A 19,096-nucleotide genomic window follows, 5' to 3' on the forward strand; every position below is an offset into this window, starting at 1 on the left:
CCAGGTCAAGGCGGCCGCGCCCGGTGCCGCGCATGCTCGGTCCATGGACATCCTCACCGCGCCCGATCCCTCCGCCGCCTGGACCTTCGACGCCGACCTGCTGCGCCGCTACGACCGTCCCGGCCCGCGTTACACCTCGTACCCGACCGCGCCGCATTTCCAGACCGGCTTCGGCCCGGCGCAATTGTTCGCCGCGGTCCAGGCCAGCGATCCGCGGCGGCCGCTGTCGCTGTACGTGCACGTGCCGTTCTGCCGCAGCCCCTGTTTCTACTGCGGCTGCCACCGGGTCATCACCCGCGACCCTGAGCGCGGCCGCGGCTACGTGCAGCGGCTGCTGCGCGAGGCGGCGATGATGGCCGCGTGTTTCGAGGGCGAGCGCGAGGTGGTGCAACTGCACCTGGGCGGCGGCACCCCGAACTTCCTGGCGCCGGAGCTGCTCGGCGAACTGGTGCAGGGCCTGCGTAGCCTGTTCCGCTTCAGCCAGGCGCCGGACCGCGAGATGTCCATCGAACTGGACCCGCGCACGGTGACCCCGCAGGACATCGCCGCGCTGGCCGAACTGGGCTTCAACCGCGCCAGCCTGGGCATCCAGGATTTCGACCCGCTGGTGCAACAGGCGATCAACCGCCGCCAGGGCGTGCACGAAACCCTGGACATCCTGCGCGCCTGCCGCGTGCACGGCATGCGCTCGGTCAACGTCGACCTGATCTACGGCCTGCCGCGGCAGACCCTGGCCGGGTTCGAGCAGACCCTGGAGACGGTGATCGCCGCGCGTCCGGACCGCCTGGCGGTCTACGGCTACGCGCACATGCCGCAGCTGTTCAAGGCGCAGCGGCGCATCGCCGACGCCGACCTGCCCGACGCCGAACAGAAGCTGGCGCTGCTCGGCCTGGCGGTCAGCAGGCTCTCGGCGGCCGGTTACCAGTACATCGGCATGGACCATTTCGCGCTGCCGCAGGAAGACCTGGCGCGCGCGCAGCGGCAGGGCAGCCTGCATCGCAATTTCATGGGCTACACCACCCACGCCGACACCGATCTGCTGGGCCTGGGCGTCAGCGCGATCAGCCGCATCGGCGCCAGTTACAGCCAGAACCAGCGCGACCTGCCGGCCTGGGAAGCGGCCGTGGACGCCGGCGACAGCCCGGTGCTGCGTGGCCTGCAACTCAGCGCCGACGACGCCCTGCGCGCCGAACTGATCCAGCAGTTGATGTGCCAGGGAAGCGTGGACGTGGCAGCGCTGGCGCAGCGCCACGGCATCGACTTCGCCAGCTATTTCCGCGAGGAACTGCGCGCCCTGGCGCCGCTCTGCGCGGACGGCCTGGCCGACGACCGCGACGGCGTGGTCCAGGCCACCGCCCGCGGCCGCCCGCTGCTGCGCCTGATCGCCATGTGCTTCGACCGCTATCTGCGCCAGCCCGACCAGCCGGCGCGCTATTCGCGCGCGATCTGAGCGCCGCGCGGATTCCCTTGCCGTTGGCATCCCCGGTGCTGCCGTGGCGGCGGTGCAGGGGACTTTTCGGTGGTGGTACTCAGGCCTGCCGATGCCGGTATGTGGTGTCTCTGTTCGGCGCGTTTGGCGGATCGGCAGCGCCCTGCGGTTCACAAGCGCCGCGCGATCAGGCACGCTACGCGCCACCAGGCCCGGATGGCGAAACTGGTAGACGCATCGGACTTAAAATCCGCCGGGGGCGACCCCATGCCGGTTCGATTCCGGCTCCGGGCACCATGGGTTCGTAAGAGTTTCAGCGCTCAGGCGGCGCCGATCGACTTCGCTACTGTGTAGTTTTTGTGCAGCCGGCTGATTCGCTTGCGCCGCGGTTAGGTGCTGTGGTCAAGTGGCGCTGGCCTGTCGGGCGACGTCATCTGCACAGTGACCGAACCGATATATGACACGGCCACGGGCTGGCATCTGATCATCCCGCGGGGCTCGCGCATTTTCGGCCGTTACAACGCCATGAGCAGAGTCGCCTGCAGGTGGTCTTGCACCGGATCATCCTGCCTGACACGTCTTCGCTCACGTTCGATAACCTCGTGGGCACCGATCCGGCCTGCTACGCGGGCCTGGAGGGCGGTGTGTACCGGCACGGGAACCGCCTGCTGGTCGGCGCGGCGCTCACCACGCTCTTTAGGCGTGGGAGCCGAACTGGCCGCGCCGGAGAATCGCCAGGACGGCAACCGCATCGTCATCGCTGGCCGGGACGGGCTGCAGGACTCCGTGAATCAGGTTGGGTAGGAACTGACCCGACGGAACCTCAATGTGCGATCCAACTTGACGGCCCGGCCCGGGCTGCCGGTGCGCACCGTCGTCAATCGAGATCTGGTGCTGCGGCCGTACCAGGACATCCTAGAGGCGTTCATGGCCCGGGATCGAGGGTTTCGATGGAAGGGCTGATAGAAGCTTGCCCCTGCAATATGTTTGGGGGTAGTGTGGCCGCCACAATGTTCAAGTGTTCACGGACTGAATATGAACAAAATTGCTGGCTTTGGGCATGTCGGCCAGCGCCCTGGCGGTTTATTGCGTTGCCTGTTGAAGAATTCGGGCGATCCTTCCAAAAGTACTCGGCACCCCCAATCTGATTCGCGCTGAAATCGAGGCGCAACCTCGCCGGTGGCACTTATCTCCTAATGGAAAGTCCGAATATATGTACTTCGGGCGCTGAAATCAGATCGCGACAGGGAGTCTGACATGCAGGTCTTGTTTAGCAATGGGTTCCGAACATTTTCGACTCTAGTGGGGGCTTTGGCAATCTTTTTTGCCACTTCCTTCGGCGCTCGTGCTGAAAATAAGTATTGTTACGTGGAGTCCGTTACTGGAAGCCCGGATCAGTGTTTTTCGAGCTTTCAAGCCGCATTCGACGCAGCGACCTCCGATGCGAACGGGCGTCAGCTTAGGATGATTAGGCAAGGTCCCTATTATGCGGATGTAATGGATAACAGGGCGCAGGATTTGCTTATTTACGAATATGAGGCAAAAGATCTTCCTCCTGCCAGATTTTTGGATAAAGGGTATTCTCTCGACCCCGAGGGAATGCCTAAATATTCTCCTTGTGATTACAGGATTCCCTATGCCGAGGGGTATCATTGTAAGTCTGAAACTGATTTGTCTAATGTGACGGCGGTGAATTTGCCGGAAGTGGTAAGTGGTCGCGAAGTCGTGACTCCTAAAGCGAGCACCGGCTCATGGGTGGCTGTTAGTTCAGGCACAAAGCCGACCATGGGGGGGGATCAGTCATCAGATCTAACGGCGCCTCACTACGGCGCGGTGGTTTATTCGGGCCGGAAGATGAATCTGCAACACTTGGTGAGGCAGTCTGGAGAGACATACGAAACTTCTGGTGATTATACGCGGGTCGATCCTTTCCAGTGCCCACAGGGTATGGTTGCTCGCGATTACGAGGATGACGACTGGGGTTCGGCGGGTGGTTCCAATCCACCTTCGGAACTCTGCATGGACCCTCATGTCTACAAGATCGTCCGGCGTCTCGACCTGTCTTGCGGAGAAGAGGGCTGTAACTCGGCGGGCGTTCAGCTTGGAACAGGTGCTCATGCCCTGAATGAAGACCTGTTGTCCATCGAAGGATTTCCCGTTTCGCTTGCGTATGACTCCAAATCCCGCTCGTGGGATTTGAGCTTTGAAAAGCGCATGGCTTTAGGCGGAAATGATTCTTACATTGAGGTCGCGCCAGGCACGTATTCAAGGTTATTTGTAGACGACGGCGAGGGCTTTGGCTTGGAGGGACGCCCAGCGGATCGAGTGACCAACGATGACAATGGCAGTATCTATACATCCGGAAATTTTCAGTACAAGTTCAACGACGATGGCCGGGTCGCCGAGTTCGGCCTGATGGGCCAGGCCCCATTCGTGGTGCAACGTGATGACGATGGTCGAGTCGTTCGGCTGACGTCGCCGGCGGGGCGGACATTGAATTTTGAGTACGTGAATGGCCGGATTAGCAAGGTCACCGGTGCGGATCGTGAGGTTCTTCTTGAATATGATAGCTCGGGCAATCTGTCGAAGATATGGAAGGACCCTACCGCTGTCCGCCAGTTCTTGTATGGCGAACAGGATCTGATCGGGGTTGCAGGGCAGAACGTCTTGACGGGTGTTGTCGATGAGCAGGGGCAACGACAAAAGAGCTTTGGCTACGACGCCAATGATCGGTTGACCTACAAGTCCGAGGGCGGTGGGGACACCCCGGTCAACACCGTCCGCGTGAGCTATCCCGATGCGGCGCATACGCAGGTCGTGACCGCTGCTGGCGCAACACGCAGCTATACGCTGCGCGACGATGCCTATCACCGTCCAACCAGCGAGTTGGATCCCTCCGGCCAGATATCGAAGCAGTACGACGAGTACCAGAGGATCATCAAGTCCATCGCGACGACTGGATCAGTCACGCAGTATACATATTCGTCCGATCCCTCAGAATCGATCGTTGAAGGTCTGGGATCCGCGCAGCAGCGCCGGGTCGAGATCACGCGCAGCACCTACGGACAGATCGCCAGGCGCTTGGTGTACGACGCCGCTGGCAAGCCTGTGGCCGGCTACATGCGGACCTTCAATGCACGTGGCCAACCGTTGGCTTTGACGCAATTCCAATCCTCGCAAACGGCTGCCGTCCGTACGAGCACGACGACCTATTGCGAGCAGAATGACATCAGCGCAGGCACATGCCCGCTGCTTGGATTGGTGATCAAGGAGGATGGGCCGCGCTCGGACAAGGCGGACGTCACGACCTACACCTATCGGATGGCGGATGCGCCCAACTGCGCCACTACCTCTGCCGCCTGCCCATACCGCAAGGGCGACCTGTGGAAGGTGACCAACGCGCTGGGCCAAGTCACCGAATATCTGTCATACGACGGTGCCGGCCGCGTGCTGTCCGCAAAGGACGCCAACGGTGTAATCGCTGACTTCACCTACCACCCGCGCGGTTGGCTGACCGCCAGCAAGGTGCGCGAGGCCGACGACAGCAGCGAGAGCGACGATCGCATCACCGCCATCGACTACTGGCCGACCGGCCTGGTCAAGCAGGTGACGCAGCCCGATGGCGCGTTCACCCGCTTCACCTACGACGCCGCGCACCGGCTGACCGATATCGCCGACAACGCCGGCAACACCATCCACTACACCCTGGACAATGCCGGCAACCGCCTCAAGGAAGACACCAAGGATGCGTCGGGCACGCTCAAGCGCACGCTCTCGCGGGTGTACAACCAGCTCGGCCAACTGGCGACGCAGGCCACCGCGCAGGGCGATCCGACCGACTTCGGTTACGACGCCAACGGCAACACCAAGACCGTCACCGACGCGCTCGGTCATGTCACCCAGAACGACTACGACCCGCTCAACCGCCTGGCGCGGACCCTGCAGGACGTGGGCGGCATCGCCGCCGAGACCAAGTTCGGCTACGACGCGCTGGACAACCTGACCAAGGTCACCGACCCCAAGGGCCTGGATACTACTTATGCCTACAACAGCCTGGGCGACCTGACCAAGCTCACCAGCCCGGACACCGGCAGCACCACGTACACCTACGACAGCGCCGGCAACCGCGCCACCCAGACCGATGCGCGCAACATCAAGACCAGCTACGGCTACGACGCGTTGAACCGCCTGACCCAGGTCACCTATCCGACCACCAGCCTCAACGTCAGCTACACCTACGACGTCAGCCAGACCACCTGTGCCAGCGGCGAGACCTATGGCGTCGGTCGCCTGACCCGGATGCAGGACGGCAGCGGCAGCACCGACTACTGCTATGACCGCTTCGGCGATCTGGTGCGCAAGGTGCAGACCACCAACGGCAAGGTGTTCGTGATCCGCTATGCCTACACCAAGGCCGGGCAACTGAGCCGCCTGACCTACCCGGATGGGGCGGTGGTGGACTACGTACGCAACGCCCAGGGCCAGACCACCGAAGTCGGGGTGACCCAGCCCGGCGGCACGCGACAGGTGCTGCTGAACCAAGCCACCTACTATCCGTTCGGCCCGGTCGCGGGGTGGACGTACGGCAACGGTCGTCCGATGCAGCGCTTGCTGGATCAGGACTACCGGCCGCTGGCGGTCAACGACACCCGTAGCGATGGCCTGGCGGTGGGCTTCGCCTTCGATCCGGTCGGCAACCTCAGCGCGCTGACCGCGCCCGGCAATACCGCACCGGTCATCAAACTGGACTACGACCCGCTGGGCCGGCTGACCGCGTTCAAGGACGGCCCGACCGATACGGTGATCGACGGCTATAGCTACGACGCCACTGGCAACCGCCTGAGCGCCAAGGTCAACACCACCACCCAGACCTACACCTATCCGACCACCAGCCACCGCCTGAGCAGTGTGGCCGGTACCGCGCGCAGCTACGATGCGGCCGGCAACACCACGGCGATCGGTGGCACGGCCGTGCAGTACGTGTATGGAGCAAATGGCCGACTGACGCAGGTCAAGCGCAGCGGCTCAGTAGTGGCGAACTACGCTTACAACGGCCGCGGCGAGCAGGTGCGGCGCGTTGGAAGCACCAACACTTACACGCTGTACGACGAGAGCGGCCACTGGCTGGGCGACTACGACAACAACGGTGCGGTCGTGCAGCAGGCGATCTGGCTGGACGACCTGCCGGTCGGCGTGCTGGCCAAGAGCACACTGCGTTACGTGCAGCCCGACCACCTGGGCACCCCGCGCGCTGTGATCGATGCAGTTCGCGACGTGGCAATCTGGCGCTGGGACCTGAAGGGCGAAGCCTTCGGCACCACCGCTCCGGACCAGGACCCGGATAAGGACGGCACTGCCTTCGTGTTCGACATGCGTTTCCCGGGGCAGCGCTATGACGCGCTGAGTGGGCTGAATCAGAACTACTTCCGTGACTACGAGCCGGGCACTGGGCGATACGGGCAGAGCGATCCGATGGGACTGCTCGGTGGTGTCGGGACATTCACCTATGCAGGAGGTGCCCCGCTCGCAAAGATCGATCCCTTCGGCCTTGTGGAGGGAAGTCCACGCAACCTGCAGACACGAGTGAGGATTTCTGACTGGGCGATGCAGAAGGTCGGATCTACAGCTTACGGGTTTTACGAGTCGAGGTCAGAGCAGTACCCGAAAGGCTCGTGGAAGTGCTCCTCGTTTGTTTGCGACGCTGCGTCCGCAGCAGGTGCTCCGACGACGGTCTCGGTAAAAGACAGAAATGGCGCATCCGTTGATCGCTGCGCTACTGCGGCAGAGCTCGCTCAGGGAGCGATTCCAAATTGGAGGAGGCTCGGGCAGTATGAAGAGCGAATGCCTGGCGACATTGCGGCCTATAGGAACCTTGGGCCAAACTCGACTGGACATACAGCCATAGTGGTTCCCAGCGGAAACGGTGGCGTGTCTACGCTGGGAGCCCATGAGGTGTACGTGGGACCTGTCGGTAGCGACAGCTTTCCCGATCCTACAAACATGACCGTTCTGAGATATACGGGTGAATGACATGAAGCTAGTCGCGAGCTTTGCAGCAGCATTACTCACCTTCTCCATCGTTGGCCCAGCGAGTGCCTCCAGCTCGTGTGATGCCCGTGCTGTGGTCGTGGTGGAGCTCGATGTCCACGATGGACACGAGGTCATGAGGATCAATGAGGTTGAGCCGAAATCGGGTGCAGCATTCGATGACTTCTTCCAGAACTGCGCGCGCAAGACCGTCGTGCTGGCCAGCCCCAGCTCGACGATTTCTCAGTTGCTCAATATTCGTTTTTTCATTGGCAAGATAGGGTTGAAAGCTAGCAAGGAGAATTTTTTTGTCTTTGCTGCGCGTCCAGGCGGTAGGACCATGACGTACTTGGAAACCTTTGCGACGATCAAGTACACCAGAAACAAAGACGAGCTTCTGAAAATCATCGAGGATCCGCCCCAGGAGAGCAACTACCTGTAGAATGGCCTGTCTCCGCGAACTGAATGAACGAGTTGCCCGGGCGCGGTGGCAGGAATAGTCGATGCACTCTGGCCACGCAGGCAACAGTGCAGGGTTACCCGACCGACTTAGGCTATTACGCCAACGGCACCAAGACCGTCACCGAGGCGCTCGGTGATTTCACCCAAAACGACTACGACCCGCTTAACCGGCTGGCGCGGACCCTGCAGAACGTGGGCGGTACCCTCAGCGCGCTGACCGCACCGGGCAACACCGAGCCGGTGGTGAAGCTGGACTACGACCCGCTGGGCCGGCTGACCGCGTTCAAGGACGGCCCGACCGATACGGTGATTGACGGCTATAGCTACGACGTCACTGGCAACCGCCTAAGCGCCAAGGTCAACACCACCACACAGACCTACATCTATCCGACCACCAGCCACCGCCTGAGCAGCGTGGCCGGTACCGCACGTAGCTATGACGCGGCCGGCAACACCACTGCGATCGGTGGCACGGCCGTGCAGTATGTGTATGGCGCCAATGGGCGGCTGACGCAGGTCAAGCGAAGTGGCACTGTGGTGGCGAACTATGCCTATAGCGGCCGCGGCGAGCAGGTACGGCGGGTAGGCACTACCAACACTTACACGCTGTACGACGAGAGCGGCCACTGGCTGGGTGACTACGCCAACAACGGTGCGGTCGTGCAGCAGGCGATCTGGCTGGACGACCTGCCGGTGGGCGTGCTGGCCAAGACCGCGCTGCGCTATGTGCAGCCGGATCACCTGGGCACGCCGCGCGCCGTCATCGACCCGGTCCGCGATTTGGCGATCTGGCGCTGGGACCTGAAGGGCGAAGCCTTTGGTACGACCGCTCCAGACCAGGATCCGGACAAGGATGGCAACGCCTTCGTGTTCGACATGCGTTTTCCGGGCCAGCGCTATGACGCGCTGAGCGGTCTCAATCAGAATTACTTTCGAGACTACGAGCCGGGCGCGGGTCGATATGTGCAGAGTGATCCGATTGGGTTGGAGGGCGGAATCAGCGCTTATAGCATGTTGGGGCAGATCCGGCCTCCTATCTTGACCCACTTGGGTTGCTGCGATTCCACCCCGGGGTAAAGCAGAAATATCCGAATACGGTGTCATACATCAATGGGCTGAAGGAGCGGATGACACCAAGAAAATATGATGGTTTCGCTCGCTTTGGAAGAATTGGAAAAGATCATCTGGATCATCTTCTTGATCCGTGCAATGGTCCCGTCATAACGCCGCAATTTCTAAGGCATGAAAGTGGAACCTATAAGCGTGGCACCGGGGATATCCTGATTCACTCCAGCTACTTTGATCGGTACGAAGCCGGGGATCGTAGTGATGAACTGCTAAGAACTATAGACGCGACGGTAGAGCATGAGTTAGTTAATTTTTCAGAATATTTTTGGAATAGAAACAGATCAACCACTGAAGAGGGATGGCAGTATGAAAATTTCGTCTATGGAACGCCGATTCCGCACTAGCCTGAATGTGTCTGTTTTGTCCGTTTTGTCACTTGCAAGCATCGCATGTTCAAACGATGCTACTGCCGAGAAAGTTGCGCAGTGCAGTCCTCAGAGTATCGAGATATTGCTAGCGGTAAAAAACGATTCCGAGATTGCTGAGTATGGTGCGACACATTTAAAATCGCCTGATGTGCCGTTTCTTGCGAGTCAGATTAATTCTAGTGAAAAATTTGTTCGGATGAGAGGCGTGGGGTAAGAGTTGTGTATATAACCACGCCTGGATTTAGTCAGGGTCGGCCATTTATTAGCATTGATAAAATTTATTTCGATGACGATGCGGCTTTTGTTGAAATATCGTTCCCGCCCACGGGGAAAAATGCAGATATATTTCTAAGAAAGAAGGCTGGAGTGTGGAGGGTGATAAAGAAAGAGATGTGGGAGTCGTGAGCTATATGGGTATCGAACCTTTCGCATGAGTGGCGCGTGTGCTTGCCGGCGAAGGGGGCTAACCGCGGGCGCGGTGTGTCCTACACCTCTGGCTTCTTCATGCGCGTGGTGCTCGGCCGGGAGGCGACGCCTGGCCGAGCAGTGCCGCAGACTGAGCCCTTCGTCACGACTCCAAGACAAGAAAGCTCAGGCATGCATGCACCTAGCAGCGCTCTACTCCTGCTAGTTCCTAGCGCGACAGTGCATTGTCAGGCACTGACCGCGTTCTCTTCATCCCCAACCACCAACGCGGCACTGTCGGCCCGCGAAGTCGCCGTGGTGGCCATCCCGGCTTCAGCGGAAGGGCGGCAGGCCACCTACCACGCCCAATGTGAACGCCCCGCTTTCTTTCACCTCGCCGAAAGGAGTGCGAAAGACAGCGTGCCTAGGCTCTGCCCCCATCAGCCGGAGAGCCACCTTGCGCGCCCAATGGAACATCCTTTGCGATTTTGACGGTACCGTGTCCCTGCAGGACGTGACCGACAGTCTGCTCGAGCACCTCGGGCGCCCCGGTTGGCAGGAACTGGAGGACGACTGGGTCGCCGGTCGGATCGGGGCCCGCGAGTGCATGAGCAAGCAGGTCGCGCTGCTCGACGGCGACGTCGATGCGCTGCACCGGGTGCTCGATGCAGTGCGGATCGATCCGGCCTTCGTGCGCTTCGTGGCGCTGGCCGAGCGCCTGGGCATCCCGCTGAGCATCGTCAGCGACGGCCTCGACTACGGCATCGCCCGGATTCTGGCCCGCCACGGCCTGCACCATCTGCCGATCATCGCCAACCGCCTGCTGCGCACCGACGCGGGCGAGTGGCGCATGGCCTCGCCGCATGCGCGGCCGGACTGCCCCAGCGGCACCTGCAAGTGCGCGGTGATGGCGCAACAGCCGCCCGAGCGCGCCACCTTGCTGATCGGCGACGGCCGCTCCGATTTCTGCCTGGCCGGCAAGGCCGACCTGGTGTTCGCCAAGGACGGGCTGCTGCGCCATTGCCGCGCCAACGGGATCGCCCATTGCGCGATCACCGGTTTCGACGACGCCATCGCCCTGCTGCCCGACCTGGCCACGCCGGCGACCGCCCCCGTGTCCTTCCCGCTTCCCGTCACCCAACGAGCCTGATCCCGATGAACCGGAATGTTTCGCTTTCCTCGCTCGCACCGCTGCATGGCGATGCCGCGCCCGATCCGGAGGCGCTGCTGCGCACCGGCGCCGACCACCAGCGCGCGCTGAGCGATGCGCAGATGCTGGCCGACGAGTCCCAGTACTGCTCCTACGGCGACACCGTGCACTACAGCGAGCCGCCGCGCATCTTCGGCCGCTGCGACGGCAGCTACCTGTACGACACCGAAGAAGTGCCGTACCTGGACCTGCAGATGTGGTACTCGGCGGTCAACTTCGGCTACGCCAATCCGCGCCTGAACCAGGCGCTGACCCGCCAGATCGAGACGCTGCCGCAGGTCGCCAGCCAGTACCTGCACCCGACCAAGATCGAGCTGGCCAAGACCATCGCGGTCGACGCCGAGCGCAAGTGGGGCCGCAAGGGCCGCGTGCACTTCAACGTCGGTGGCGCGCAGTCGGTGGAAGACTCGCTGAAGATCGTGCGCAATGCCAGCGCCGGCAAGAGCCTGGTGTTCGCCTTCGAAGGCGGCTACCACGGGCGTACCCTCGGCGCCTCGGCGATCACCTCGTCGTACCGCTACCGCCGCCGCTTCGGTCATTTCGACCGCGCCCAGTTCATCGAATTTCCGTATCACTTCCGCGGCCCCAAGGGCATGTCCAAGGAAGAATACGGCGAGCAGTGCGTGGCCAAGTTCGAGCGTCTGTTCGAGACCGAGTACAACGGCGTGTGGGACCCCAAGGCCGGGCAGTGCGAGTACGCGGCGTTCTACGTCGAGCCGATCCAGGGCACCGGCGGCTACGTGATCCCGCCGCCGAACTTCTTCACCGGCCTGAAGCGGGTGCTGGACAAGTACGGCATCCTGATGGTGGTCGACGAAATCCAGATGGGCTTCTTCCGCACCGGCAAGCTGTGGGCGATCGAGCATTTCGGCGTGACCCCGGACGTGCTGGTGTTCGGCAAGGCGCTGACCAACGGCCTCAATCCGCTGGCCGGCATCTGGGCGCGCGAGGAGCTGATCAACCCGACCGTGTTCCCGCCGGGTTCGACTCACTCCACCTTCGCCTCCAACCCGCTGGGCACCGCGGTCGGCCTGGAGACCATGCGCATGCTGGCCGAGACCGACTACGAGTCGATGGTGATGGCCAAGGGCGCGCACTTCCTGGACGGCCTGCGCGACCTGCAGAAGCGTCACCCGGAAATCGGCGACGTCGACGGCCTGGGCCTGGCCCTGCGCGCGGAAATCTGCCAGGCGGACGGCTTCACGCCGAACCGCAAGCTGCTCGACACCATGGTCGACATGGGCCTGGAAGGCGAGCTGCGTCACAACGGCAAGCGCATCGGCCTGATCCTGGACGTGGGTGGTTACTACAAGAACGTGATCACGCTGGCGCCGTCGCTGCACATCAGCCACGAAGAGATCGACCTGGGCCTGTCCTTGCTGGACCAGTTGCTGACCCGCGCCAAGCAGGTCGCATGAGCCGGGCGGGAGACGACGCGCGCATATCGCGTTGCCTCCCGCCGTTGTTTGCGGCGGCGGGCGCTTCAGCCCGCCGCGCGCAGCGCAATCACCGCATTGAGTCCGCCGAAGGCGAAGGAATTGCTCAGCACCGCCTGCACGTGGCGGGCGCGCGCCTGATTGGGCACGTAGTCCAGATCGCATTCCGGATCGGCATCGAGGAAGTTGGCCGTGGGCGGGACCACCTGCTCGCGCAGCGCACCGATCGCCGCCACCAGTTCCAGCGCGCCGGCCGCGCCGAGCGCATGCCCGTGCACCGCCTTGGTCGAGCTGATCGCCAGCGCCTCGGCGTGCGCGCCGAACACCTGCCGCAGCGCCTGGGTTTCGCAGCGGTCGTTGGCCTGCGTGCCGGTGCCGTGGGCGTTGATGTAGTCGATCTGTTCCGGCGCCAGGCCGGCATCCTGCAGTGCCAGGCGCATCGCCGTGGCGGCGCCGTCGATGCTCGGCGCGACGATGTCGCCGGCATCGGAACTCATGCCGAATCCCGCCAGTTCCGCCAGCGGCCGCGCGCCGCGGGCAGCCGCGTACTCGGCGCTTTCCAACACGAACATCCCGGCGCCTTCGCCCAGCACCAGACCACTGCGCTGCGCACAGAACGGCCGGCAGGTGTCGTCGCTGACCACCCGCATCGCTTCCCAGGCGCGGATCAGCGCCAGGCTCTGGCAGGCTTCGCTGCCACCGGCGATGGCCACGTCGGCCAGGCCGTGGCGGACCATCAGCGCGGCTTGCGCGAACGCGTGGTTGGCCGAGGCGCAGGCGCTGGAGACGGCGAAGGCCGGGCCGCGCAGGCCGAAGGCGATGCTGATCTGGCTGGCCGGAGCATTGGCCATGCTGCGTACGATGGTCAGCGGGTGCAGGCGTTCGGCCTGGTCGCGGTACAGCCGGCGCGATTGCTCGTCGCGGCTGAGTTCGGCGCCGACGCCGGTGCCGACCACCACCGCGCAGCGCGCGCCGAGCGCGGCATCGCCGTGCGGCAGGCCGGACTGGGCGATCGCCTCGCGGGCGGCGACCAGGGCCATCTGGGTCATGCGATCGAGCTGGCCGGGGGCGATGCCGCCGGTCTGCGTGGCGTCCGGGGCGAACCCTTGCAGGGTCGCGGCCACGCGCATCTTCAGGGTGCTGAGCGGATCGGGCGAGGGCAGGGCGGCGATGCCGCTGCGGCCCTCGCGCATCGCGCTCCACAGCGCCTCGGCGCCGAGGCCGAGCGCGCTGACCGCGCCCATGCCGGTGACGACGACGCGCCGCGCGTGCGGAGAGGCGCCCATGGTGCGTCAGTGCGCCGGTTGCGCCGCGCTGGCCGCCGCTTTGGCCGCCAGCGCGTCCTCGACCGCCTGCACCAGCTTGCCGAGCGAGCCGTCGTCCAGGTTCGGGTCGCGCTGCGGGAAGGTGATGTCGAAATGCTCTTCGATGTCGAACAGGATTTCGATGGCCTCGAGCGAATCCACGCCCAGGTCCTGCAGCTTGGCATCGGGGGTCAGACGCGCCGGGTCGATCTCGCCATGCTTGGCGACGATGCTGTGGATTTGCGACTCGATGGACGGGGTCATGGCAGTGCTCCGCGAAATGAAGGGCCACCGTGCGGCACCCGCCGCCGGTGGATCGCACGCTGCGGCCTGGGCCGCAGCATCCATTCTCCACGCTAGACGATCAATCTTGCAGATGCCTTTCGTCAACCAACTCGAGCCGCAGGCCTTGCAGCGGCAGTTCCTGCAGCACCCGCCCGCCGGTTTCCTGATCCAGCCCCTGGAGTACGGGGTGCCGGCCTTCGAGGCCGATTTCGACCTGCTCACCACGGCCGAGCCGGCGCTGCGCGCGAAGGTCGCGCGGCTGCCGCTGCAGCGCCTGTGGCAGCGCTTGCTGCGGCCGCGCACCAGTTTCGTCGGCAGTACCGTCAGCGAATACGCCTGGCTGCCGCGCGCGGCCGACCCGGCGCAGTTGCCGCGGCAGTGGCGCGCGCAACTGGGCCGGCGCCGCGCGCTGATGATCGTCAAGGACGTGCCGCAGCGCTCGCCGCTGCTCGATGACACCGACAACGCCTGGGCGCAGGCGTTCCTGGACGCCTGCGAGCGCAATGGCTACGTCCTGTTGCGCGGGCAGGCGCTGGCCTGGGTGCCGATCGATTTCGCCTCCACCGACGACTACCTGGCGCGGCTCTCGCGCGGGCGCCGGCGCAACATCCGCCGCAAGCTGCGCTCGCGCGCCGATCTGCAGATCGAGGTGCTGCCGACCGGCCCGGCCTTCGCCGATGCGGCGCTGCGCGCGCACTGCTATGCGCTGTACCAGGAGGTGTATGCGCAGAGCGAGATCCATTTCGACCTGCTCACCGCGCCGTTCTTCGATGCGCTGCTGACCGACGCCGACTCGAACGGGCAGGTGTTCGTGTACCGGCACCAGGGCCGCATCATCGGCTGGAACCTGTGCTACGTGCACGAAGGCCGGCTGCTCGACAAGTACATCGGCTTGCATTACCCGGATGCGCGCGAGCACAACCTGTACGCGCTGAGCTGGATCGAGAACCTCGATTACGCCTGCCGCCACGGCCTGACCGCCTACGTCGCCGGCTGGACCGATCCGGAAGTGAAGGCCCAGCTCGGCGCCAGCTTCACCTACACCTGGCATGCGGTGTACCTGCGCAATCCACTGCTGCGCGCCGTGCTGCGGCGGCTGCGGCCGCTGTTCGAATCCGACGACGTCGGGCCGGCGGCCGATGCCGCCGAGGAGGACTGAGATGCGTACCCCGGTCCTGCTCGATCTCGATGATTCGCTGGGCGCAGTGCCCGACGCCGTGCGCCTGCCGTTGCGCGAGTGGTGCGATGGCCTGCGCTTCGCCTGCTCGATGGCGCGGCTGCGCCGTTTCGGCGCGGCGCTGGAGCAGGCGCTGCCGGCGCAGTACGGCACCGTGCTGCTGGGCAGCGGCGATTTCCATCACCTCAGCCTGCCGCTGATCGTGCGCCTGGCACAGCGCGCGCAGGCGCCGTTGCGGGTGGTGGTGTTCGACAACCACCCGGACAACATGCGCTTCCCGTTCGGGGTGCATTGCGGCTCGTGGGTGCGACGCGTCGCCGCGTTGCCGCAGGTGGCGCAGGTCGAGGTGGCCGGCATCACCTCCGGCGACGTCGGCCCCGGCCATGCCTGGGAAAACCATCTGCTGCCGCTGTACCGCGGCAAGCTGCGCTACTGGTGCAGCGGCGTGGACGTGGGCTGGGCGCGGCGGCTGGGCCTGGGCCAGGCAGTGCGCGGCTTCGACAGCGTGAGCGAGTTGGGCGATGCCTTCGTCGAGCACCTGCGGCGCACGCCGATGCCGACCTATCTGTCGCTGGACAAGGACGTGCTGGATCCGCAGGACGTGCGCACCAACTGGGACCAGGGCCAACTGCGCGTGCCGCAGTTGCTGCAGGCGATCGACGCGCTGCGTGGCCAGGTGTGCGGCAGCGACATCACCGGCGAAGTTTCGCTGGCGCATTACCCGCAATGGTGGAAGCGCAAGCTGGCGGCGCTGGACGCGCAACCCGAGCCGTCGCCGGCGGATCTGTCGGCGTGGCAGGCGCAGCAGCACGCCTTGAACCTGCGGCTGCTGGCGGCGTTGGACGCGGCCAGCGTCGGCTAGCGCGCGCTTTTTCTGTAGGAGCGGTTTCAGCCGCGATAGGCATTACCGGTCACGCCCTCGCGGCTGAAGCCGCTCCTACGGGATTCTTCCGTCATTACGGGAGGCGCACTTCATCGCGACGCTGGCGAAGCCGCCCGTCGCCCGCTCAGGCGCTCGGCGCGACGGCAGGGATCAGGTCGACGTCCAGCGGCGCAGGCCCGACCGCGGCGGCGCAGGCCGCCTGCAGCGTGGCCACGATGGTCTCGAAGCGCGCCTCGTCCAGCCACGGACTGTTGCTGATGCTCAGGCAGCGCGCGGCGAAGTCGCTGGCGTTGGGCATCGGCGTGCGCTCGACGATGCCGTCGAGGTAGTCGTAGCCGGGCAGGGCATGCACGAACGGCACCGCCACGCCGAGTCCGCGCGGCCACAGCGTCGCCAGCACCGATTCGCGCGCAGCCGCGTCGGGCAGCAGCACCATCAGGATCGGCCAACTGCCCTGGGCACCGGGCGTATCGGCGATCACGGTCAGGCCGGGGATGCTGGCCAGGCGCGCGCTGCGGCGCCGGCCCTGCTCGCGGATCTGGGCAAGAAATGCCGGCCAGCGCGCGCTGGCGCGCACGCCGACGCCTTCGCGCCAGGCACCGACCGCGTGCTGGGCGATGGCCGTGCCAAAGCGGTCGCCGGCCGCGCCGATACGGTCGCCGCGGCGCAGTGCCCGGCGGACCGGCGCGCCATACGCCCAGCGCAGCGGCTGCGGCCGGTACAGCGCGGCGTAGCCGAGCAGCTCCAGGCTGCGGCGCAGTTCCCAGCGCCAGTCGCGCTGGCCCAGGCGCGCTGCGGTGTCGGCCAGGCTGCGCTGCAGCGGCGCGTGCCGCGACATCAGCAGGCCGCCTTCGTAGAGGGTCAGGCCCTTGCCGGCGGCCAGGCTGCAGAAGCCGATGTCGCCGCCCAGGCCGGCCGGGCGGCCGTCGGGGTGCACGCCACCCAGCGCCTGTGCGGCGTCCTCGATCAGCAGCGCGCCGCAGCCTTCGGCGGCGCGGCGCAGCGGCGCCAGGTCGATCAGACGCCCGCCGAGATGGGTGGCGATGATCGCCAGGGTGTCGCTGCCGCAGCGTTGCGCCAGTTGCACCGGGTCCAGTTCCAGCGAACCCGGCAGCAGATCGCACAGCACCAGTTGCAGGCCGCAGTGCGCCACTGCCAGCGCCACCAGCGGACAGGTGTAGGCCGACACCAGCACTTGCCGGCGCCGGCTGGCCGCGGCCACGGTGCGCAGGGCCACGATCAGCGCGGCGGTGCCGGAGCAGGTCAGCAGCGCCTGCGGCAGGCCGACCGCACTGGCCAAGCGCATGCGTGGTCGGCCCGGCCACAGGTCGCGCCACTGCAGCGGCAGACCGGCGGTCGGCGGAATCTCACTGCGCATCGGCGGGGTCCGCGCGTTCGCCCATCGCCAGGCAGACGATGCCGCCGACGATCAGCGCCGCGCCCAGCGCCTGCAGGACGCCGATGTGTTCGTTGAACCACCAGGCCGACAGCAGCATCACGCTGACCACCTCCAGGTGCGAGGCGGCGAAGGCCGGGCCGATCGGCGCGTGCTCAAGCAGCTTCATCCAGGTGAAGAACGCGCCGATGTAGCCGAGCAGCGCGGCGTACAGCCACGGGCTGCCGAGCAGGCGCAGTACCCAGGCCAGTTCGGCCTGCGGGGGGAAGGCGTGGGTGCCGGCCAGCTTGAAGCCGATCTGCGCCAGGGTGTCGAAGCTCAGCAGCAGGGCGAAGCCCACCGCGTAGCGATGCAACTGCGGCCGGCTCATGAGCCCAGCCCCACCACAGCCACACCGGCGCTGACCAGGCAGATGCCGGCCACCTGCATGCGCCCGAGGCGTTCGCCGAACAGCCAGCGCCCGGCCAGCATGATCGCCACGATGTTGATCGAGCCCAACAGCACGCCGCGGCCCAGCGGCACCAGCGACAGGAACGCGGTCCAGGCGAGGAATTCGAGCACGTAGCAGGCCACGCCGAACCACAGGTATGGCTGCCGGGCCATGTTCTGCCAGCGCGCCACGCCAGTGCCCTGTGGGCGGCTGGCGACGTACTTGAAGGCCAACTGGCCGGCGGTGTCGAGGACCACCGTCGTCAGCCAGATCGCCACCACCGAGCCGCTCATCGCCATCAGGCGGCCGCCTGCTGTGGCGTGGTCAGGGCCGCGAAGAACTGCGCCAGGCGCGCGCCGAGCACGCGCCGTTCGCGGTCCAGGGTGATCATGTGATAGCTGTCGTGCAGCAGCAGCAGCTCCGTCGGCCCGGAGACATTGGCGATCACCAGCCGCGCGTTGCGCAGGTCGGCGATGTCGTCCTCGGCCGCGTGTGCGACCAGGCACGGCGCGACCACCTTGGGCAGGTTGCGGCGCACCTCGCGCGAGAGCAGGTACATCTCGGCCAGGGCATGCCACGGGTTGCCGGGCAGGCCGGCGGCGCTGCTGTCGCCGCCGAGCATGGCGCTGCTGACCTGGGCGCGGATGCGCTCGTCGCGCAGGCCGTACGGCGGTTCTTCCAGGAACATGCGGCGCTTGCCGATGCCCAGGCGCTTGAACCACGGCAGCAGGAACGCCAGCCGCGCACGCTTGGGGATGTTCCAGCCGTCGTAGCGGAAGGTGGCGCCGAGCACGCCCACCCCGTCCACCCACTGCGGGCGCTCCTGCGCCAGGCGCAGCGCCAGCAGCGCGCCCATCGACAGCCCGGCCACGAACAGCCGGTCCACCTGTGGGCGCATGCGCGCGGCGGCGGCCTCGACGCTGGCGTACCAGTCGCGCCAACTGGTGGCCAGCAGGTCGTCCTCGTCGCCGCAGTGGCCGGCCAACTGCACGCCTTGGACGCTGAAGCCTTCACGGTTCAGGCTCTTGCCGAGCAGGCGCATCTCGCTGGGCGTGCCGGTCAGGCCATGGATCAGCAGCACGCCGTTGCGGCCGCCTTCGAAGTGGAACTCGGCAGATTGGATCATGTGAATGGGCGCGGCTGCGCAGTCTCGGCA

At 65.2% G+C, this 19,096-nt stretch carries 14 protein-coding genes, 1 tRNA gene and 2 pseudogenes; 11 read left to right on the plus strand and 6 right to left on the minus strand.

Annotation, left to right across the window (positions count from 1 at the left end):
* Positions 1–43 precede the first annotated feature (43 nt).
* The 9 genes and pseudogenes from hemN to GGR71_RS08435 all read left to right on the plus strand — a co-directional run bounded on the left by hemN (position 44) and on the right by GGR71_RS08435 (position 12,447).
* Complete coding sequence (hemN, locus tag GGR71_RS08395) at positions 44–1,450, plus strand: oxygen-independent coproporphyrinogen III oxidase (RefSeq protein ID WP_184451803.1); 1,407 nt, start codon at positions 44–46, stop codon at positions 1,448–1,450.
* A 189-nt stretch (positions 1,451–1,639) separates the two neighbouring features.
* A tRNA-Leu gene (locus tag GGR71_RS08400) sits at positions 1,640–1,726 on the plus strand.
* Positions 1,727–1,846: 120 nt separating this feature from the next.
* A pseudogene (locus GGR71_RS08405) lies at positions 1,847–2,392 on the plus strand (TrbI/VirB10 family protein); the annotation flags it as partial.
* Between the two features lie 294 nt (positions 2,393–2,686).
* Positions 2,687–7,459: an RHS repeat-associated core domain-containing protein gene (locus tag GGR71_RS21030; protein ID WP_237474304.1), complete on the plus strand. Its 4,773-nt coding sequence runs from the start codon at positions 2,687–2,689 to the stop codon at positions 7,457–7,459.
* 1 nt (position 7,460) lies between these two features.
* Positions 7,461–7,898 carry a hypothetical protein gene (locus tag GGR71_RS08415; protein ID WP_160958966.1) on the plus strand — a complete coding sequence of 146 codons (438 nt, stop codon included), beginning with the start codon at positions 7,461–7,463 and terminating at the stop codon, positions 7,896–7,898.
* Between the two features lie 218 nt (positions 7,899–8,116).
* Positions 8,117–8,973: pseudogene (locus GGR71_RS08420) on the plus strand (RHS repeat-associated core domain-containing protein); the annotation flags it as partial.
* Positions 8,974–9,015: 42 nt separating this feature from the next.
* On the plus strand, positions 9,016–9,390 hold the full coding sequence (locus tag GGR71_RS08425; RefSeq protein ID WP_184451874.1) for a hypothetical protein: 375 nt from the start codon (positions 9,016–9,018) through the stop codon (positions 9,388–9,390).
* 886 nt (positions 9,391–10,276) lie between these two features.
* Positions 10,277–10,969, plus strand: a complete 693-nt coding sequence (locus GGR71_RS08430) for an MtnX-like HAD-IB family phosphatase (protein WP_048488943.1) — start codon at positions 10,277–10,279, stop codon at positions 10,967–10,969.
* A gap of 122 nt (positions 10,970–11,091) precedes the next feature.
* Positions 11,092–12,447 carry an aspartate aminotransferase family protein gene (locus GGR71_RS08435; protein ID WP_184448744.1) on the plus strand — a complete coding sequence of 452 codons (1,356 nt, stop codon included), beginning with the start codon at positions 11,092–11,094 and terminating at the stop codon, positions 12,445–12,447.
* Between the two features lie 65 nt (positions 12,448–12,512).
* Here the strand turns inward: GGR71_RS08435 and GGR71_RS08440 are convergent, their stop codons facing one another.
* Positions 12,513–13,751 carry a beta-ketoacyl-[acyl-carrier-protein] synthase family protein gene (locus GGR71_RS08440; protein ID WP_160958964.1) on the minus strand — a complete coding sequence of 413 codons (1,239 nt, stop codon included), beginning with the start codon at positions 13,749–13,751 and terminating at the stop codon, positions 12,513–12,515.
* A 6-nt stretch (positions 13,752–13,757) separates the two neighbouring features.
* Positions 13,758–14,033 (minus strand): acyl carrier protein, encoded by a 276-nt coding sequence (locus GGR71_RS08445; RefSeq protein ID WP_048488946.1) that lies wholly within the window; start codon positions 14,031–14,033, stop codon positions 13,758–13,760.
* A gap of 112 nt (positions 14,034–14,145) precedes the next feature.
* Between GGR71_RS08445 and GGR71_RS08450 the strand changes: the two genes are divergently transcribed.
* Together GGR71_RS08450 and GGR71_RS08455 are read left to right on the plus strand one after the other, a co-directional pair.
* Complete coding sequence (locus GGR71_RS08450; RefSeq protein ID WP_160958962.1) at positions 14,146–15,213, plus strand: GNAT family N-acetyltransferase; 1,068 nt, start codon at positions 14,146–14,148, stop codon at positions 15,211–15,213.
* Position 15,214: 1 nt separating this feature from the next.
* Entirely contained in the window at positions 15,215–16,093 is an 879-nt protein-coding gene (locus GGR71_RS08455; protein WP_160958959.1) for an arginase family protein, read from the plus strand.
* Positions 16,094–16,238: 145 nt separating this feature from the next.
* On the opposite strand, the gene GGR71_RS08460 is transcribed toward GGR71_RS08455, so the two are convergent.
* The 4 genes from GGR71_RS08460 to GGR71_RS08475 are packed head-to-tail and all read right to left on the minus strand — an operon-like array spanning position 16,239 to position 19,066.
* The gene (locus tag GGR71_RS08460; protein WP_160958957.1) at positions 16,239–17,492 is read right to left on the minus strand and encodes a DegT/DnrJ/EryC1/StrS family aminotransferase; all 1,254 of its coding nucleotides are present in this window, start codon (positions 17,490–17,492) and stop codon (positions 16,239–16,241) included.
* Positions 17,482–17,880: a DMT family transporter gene (locus tag GGR71_RS08465; RefSeq protein WP_160958954.1), complete on the minus strand. Its 399-nt coding sequence runs from the start codon at positions 17,878–17,880 to the stop codon at positions 17,482–17,484. The genes GGR71_RS08460 and GGR71_RS08465 overlap by 11 nt, the downstream gene beginning before the upstream one ends.
* Positions 17,877–18,239 carry an EamA family transporter gene (locus GGR71_RS08470; protein ID WP_160958952.1) on the minus strand — a complete coding sequence of 121 codons (363 nt, stop codon included), beginning with the start codon at positions 18,237–18,239 and terminating at the stop codon, positions 17,877–17,879. The genes GGR71_RS08465 and GGR71_RS08470 overlap by 4 nt, the downstream gene beginning before the upstream one ends.
* Entirely contained in the window at positions 18,239–19,066 is an 828-nt protein-coding gene (locus GGR71_RS08475) for an alpha/beta hydrolase (RefSeq protein ID WP_160958949.1), read from the minus strand. Before GGR71_RS08475 ends, GGR71_RS08470 begins: the two co-directional genes overlap by 1 nt.
* Positions 19,067–19,096 lie beyond the last annotated feature (30 nt).

It is taken from the genome of Xanthomonas sp. F1 (genome assembly GCF_014199855.1).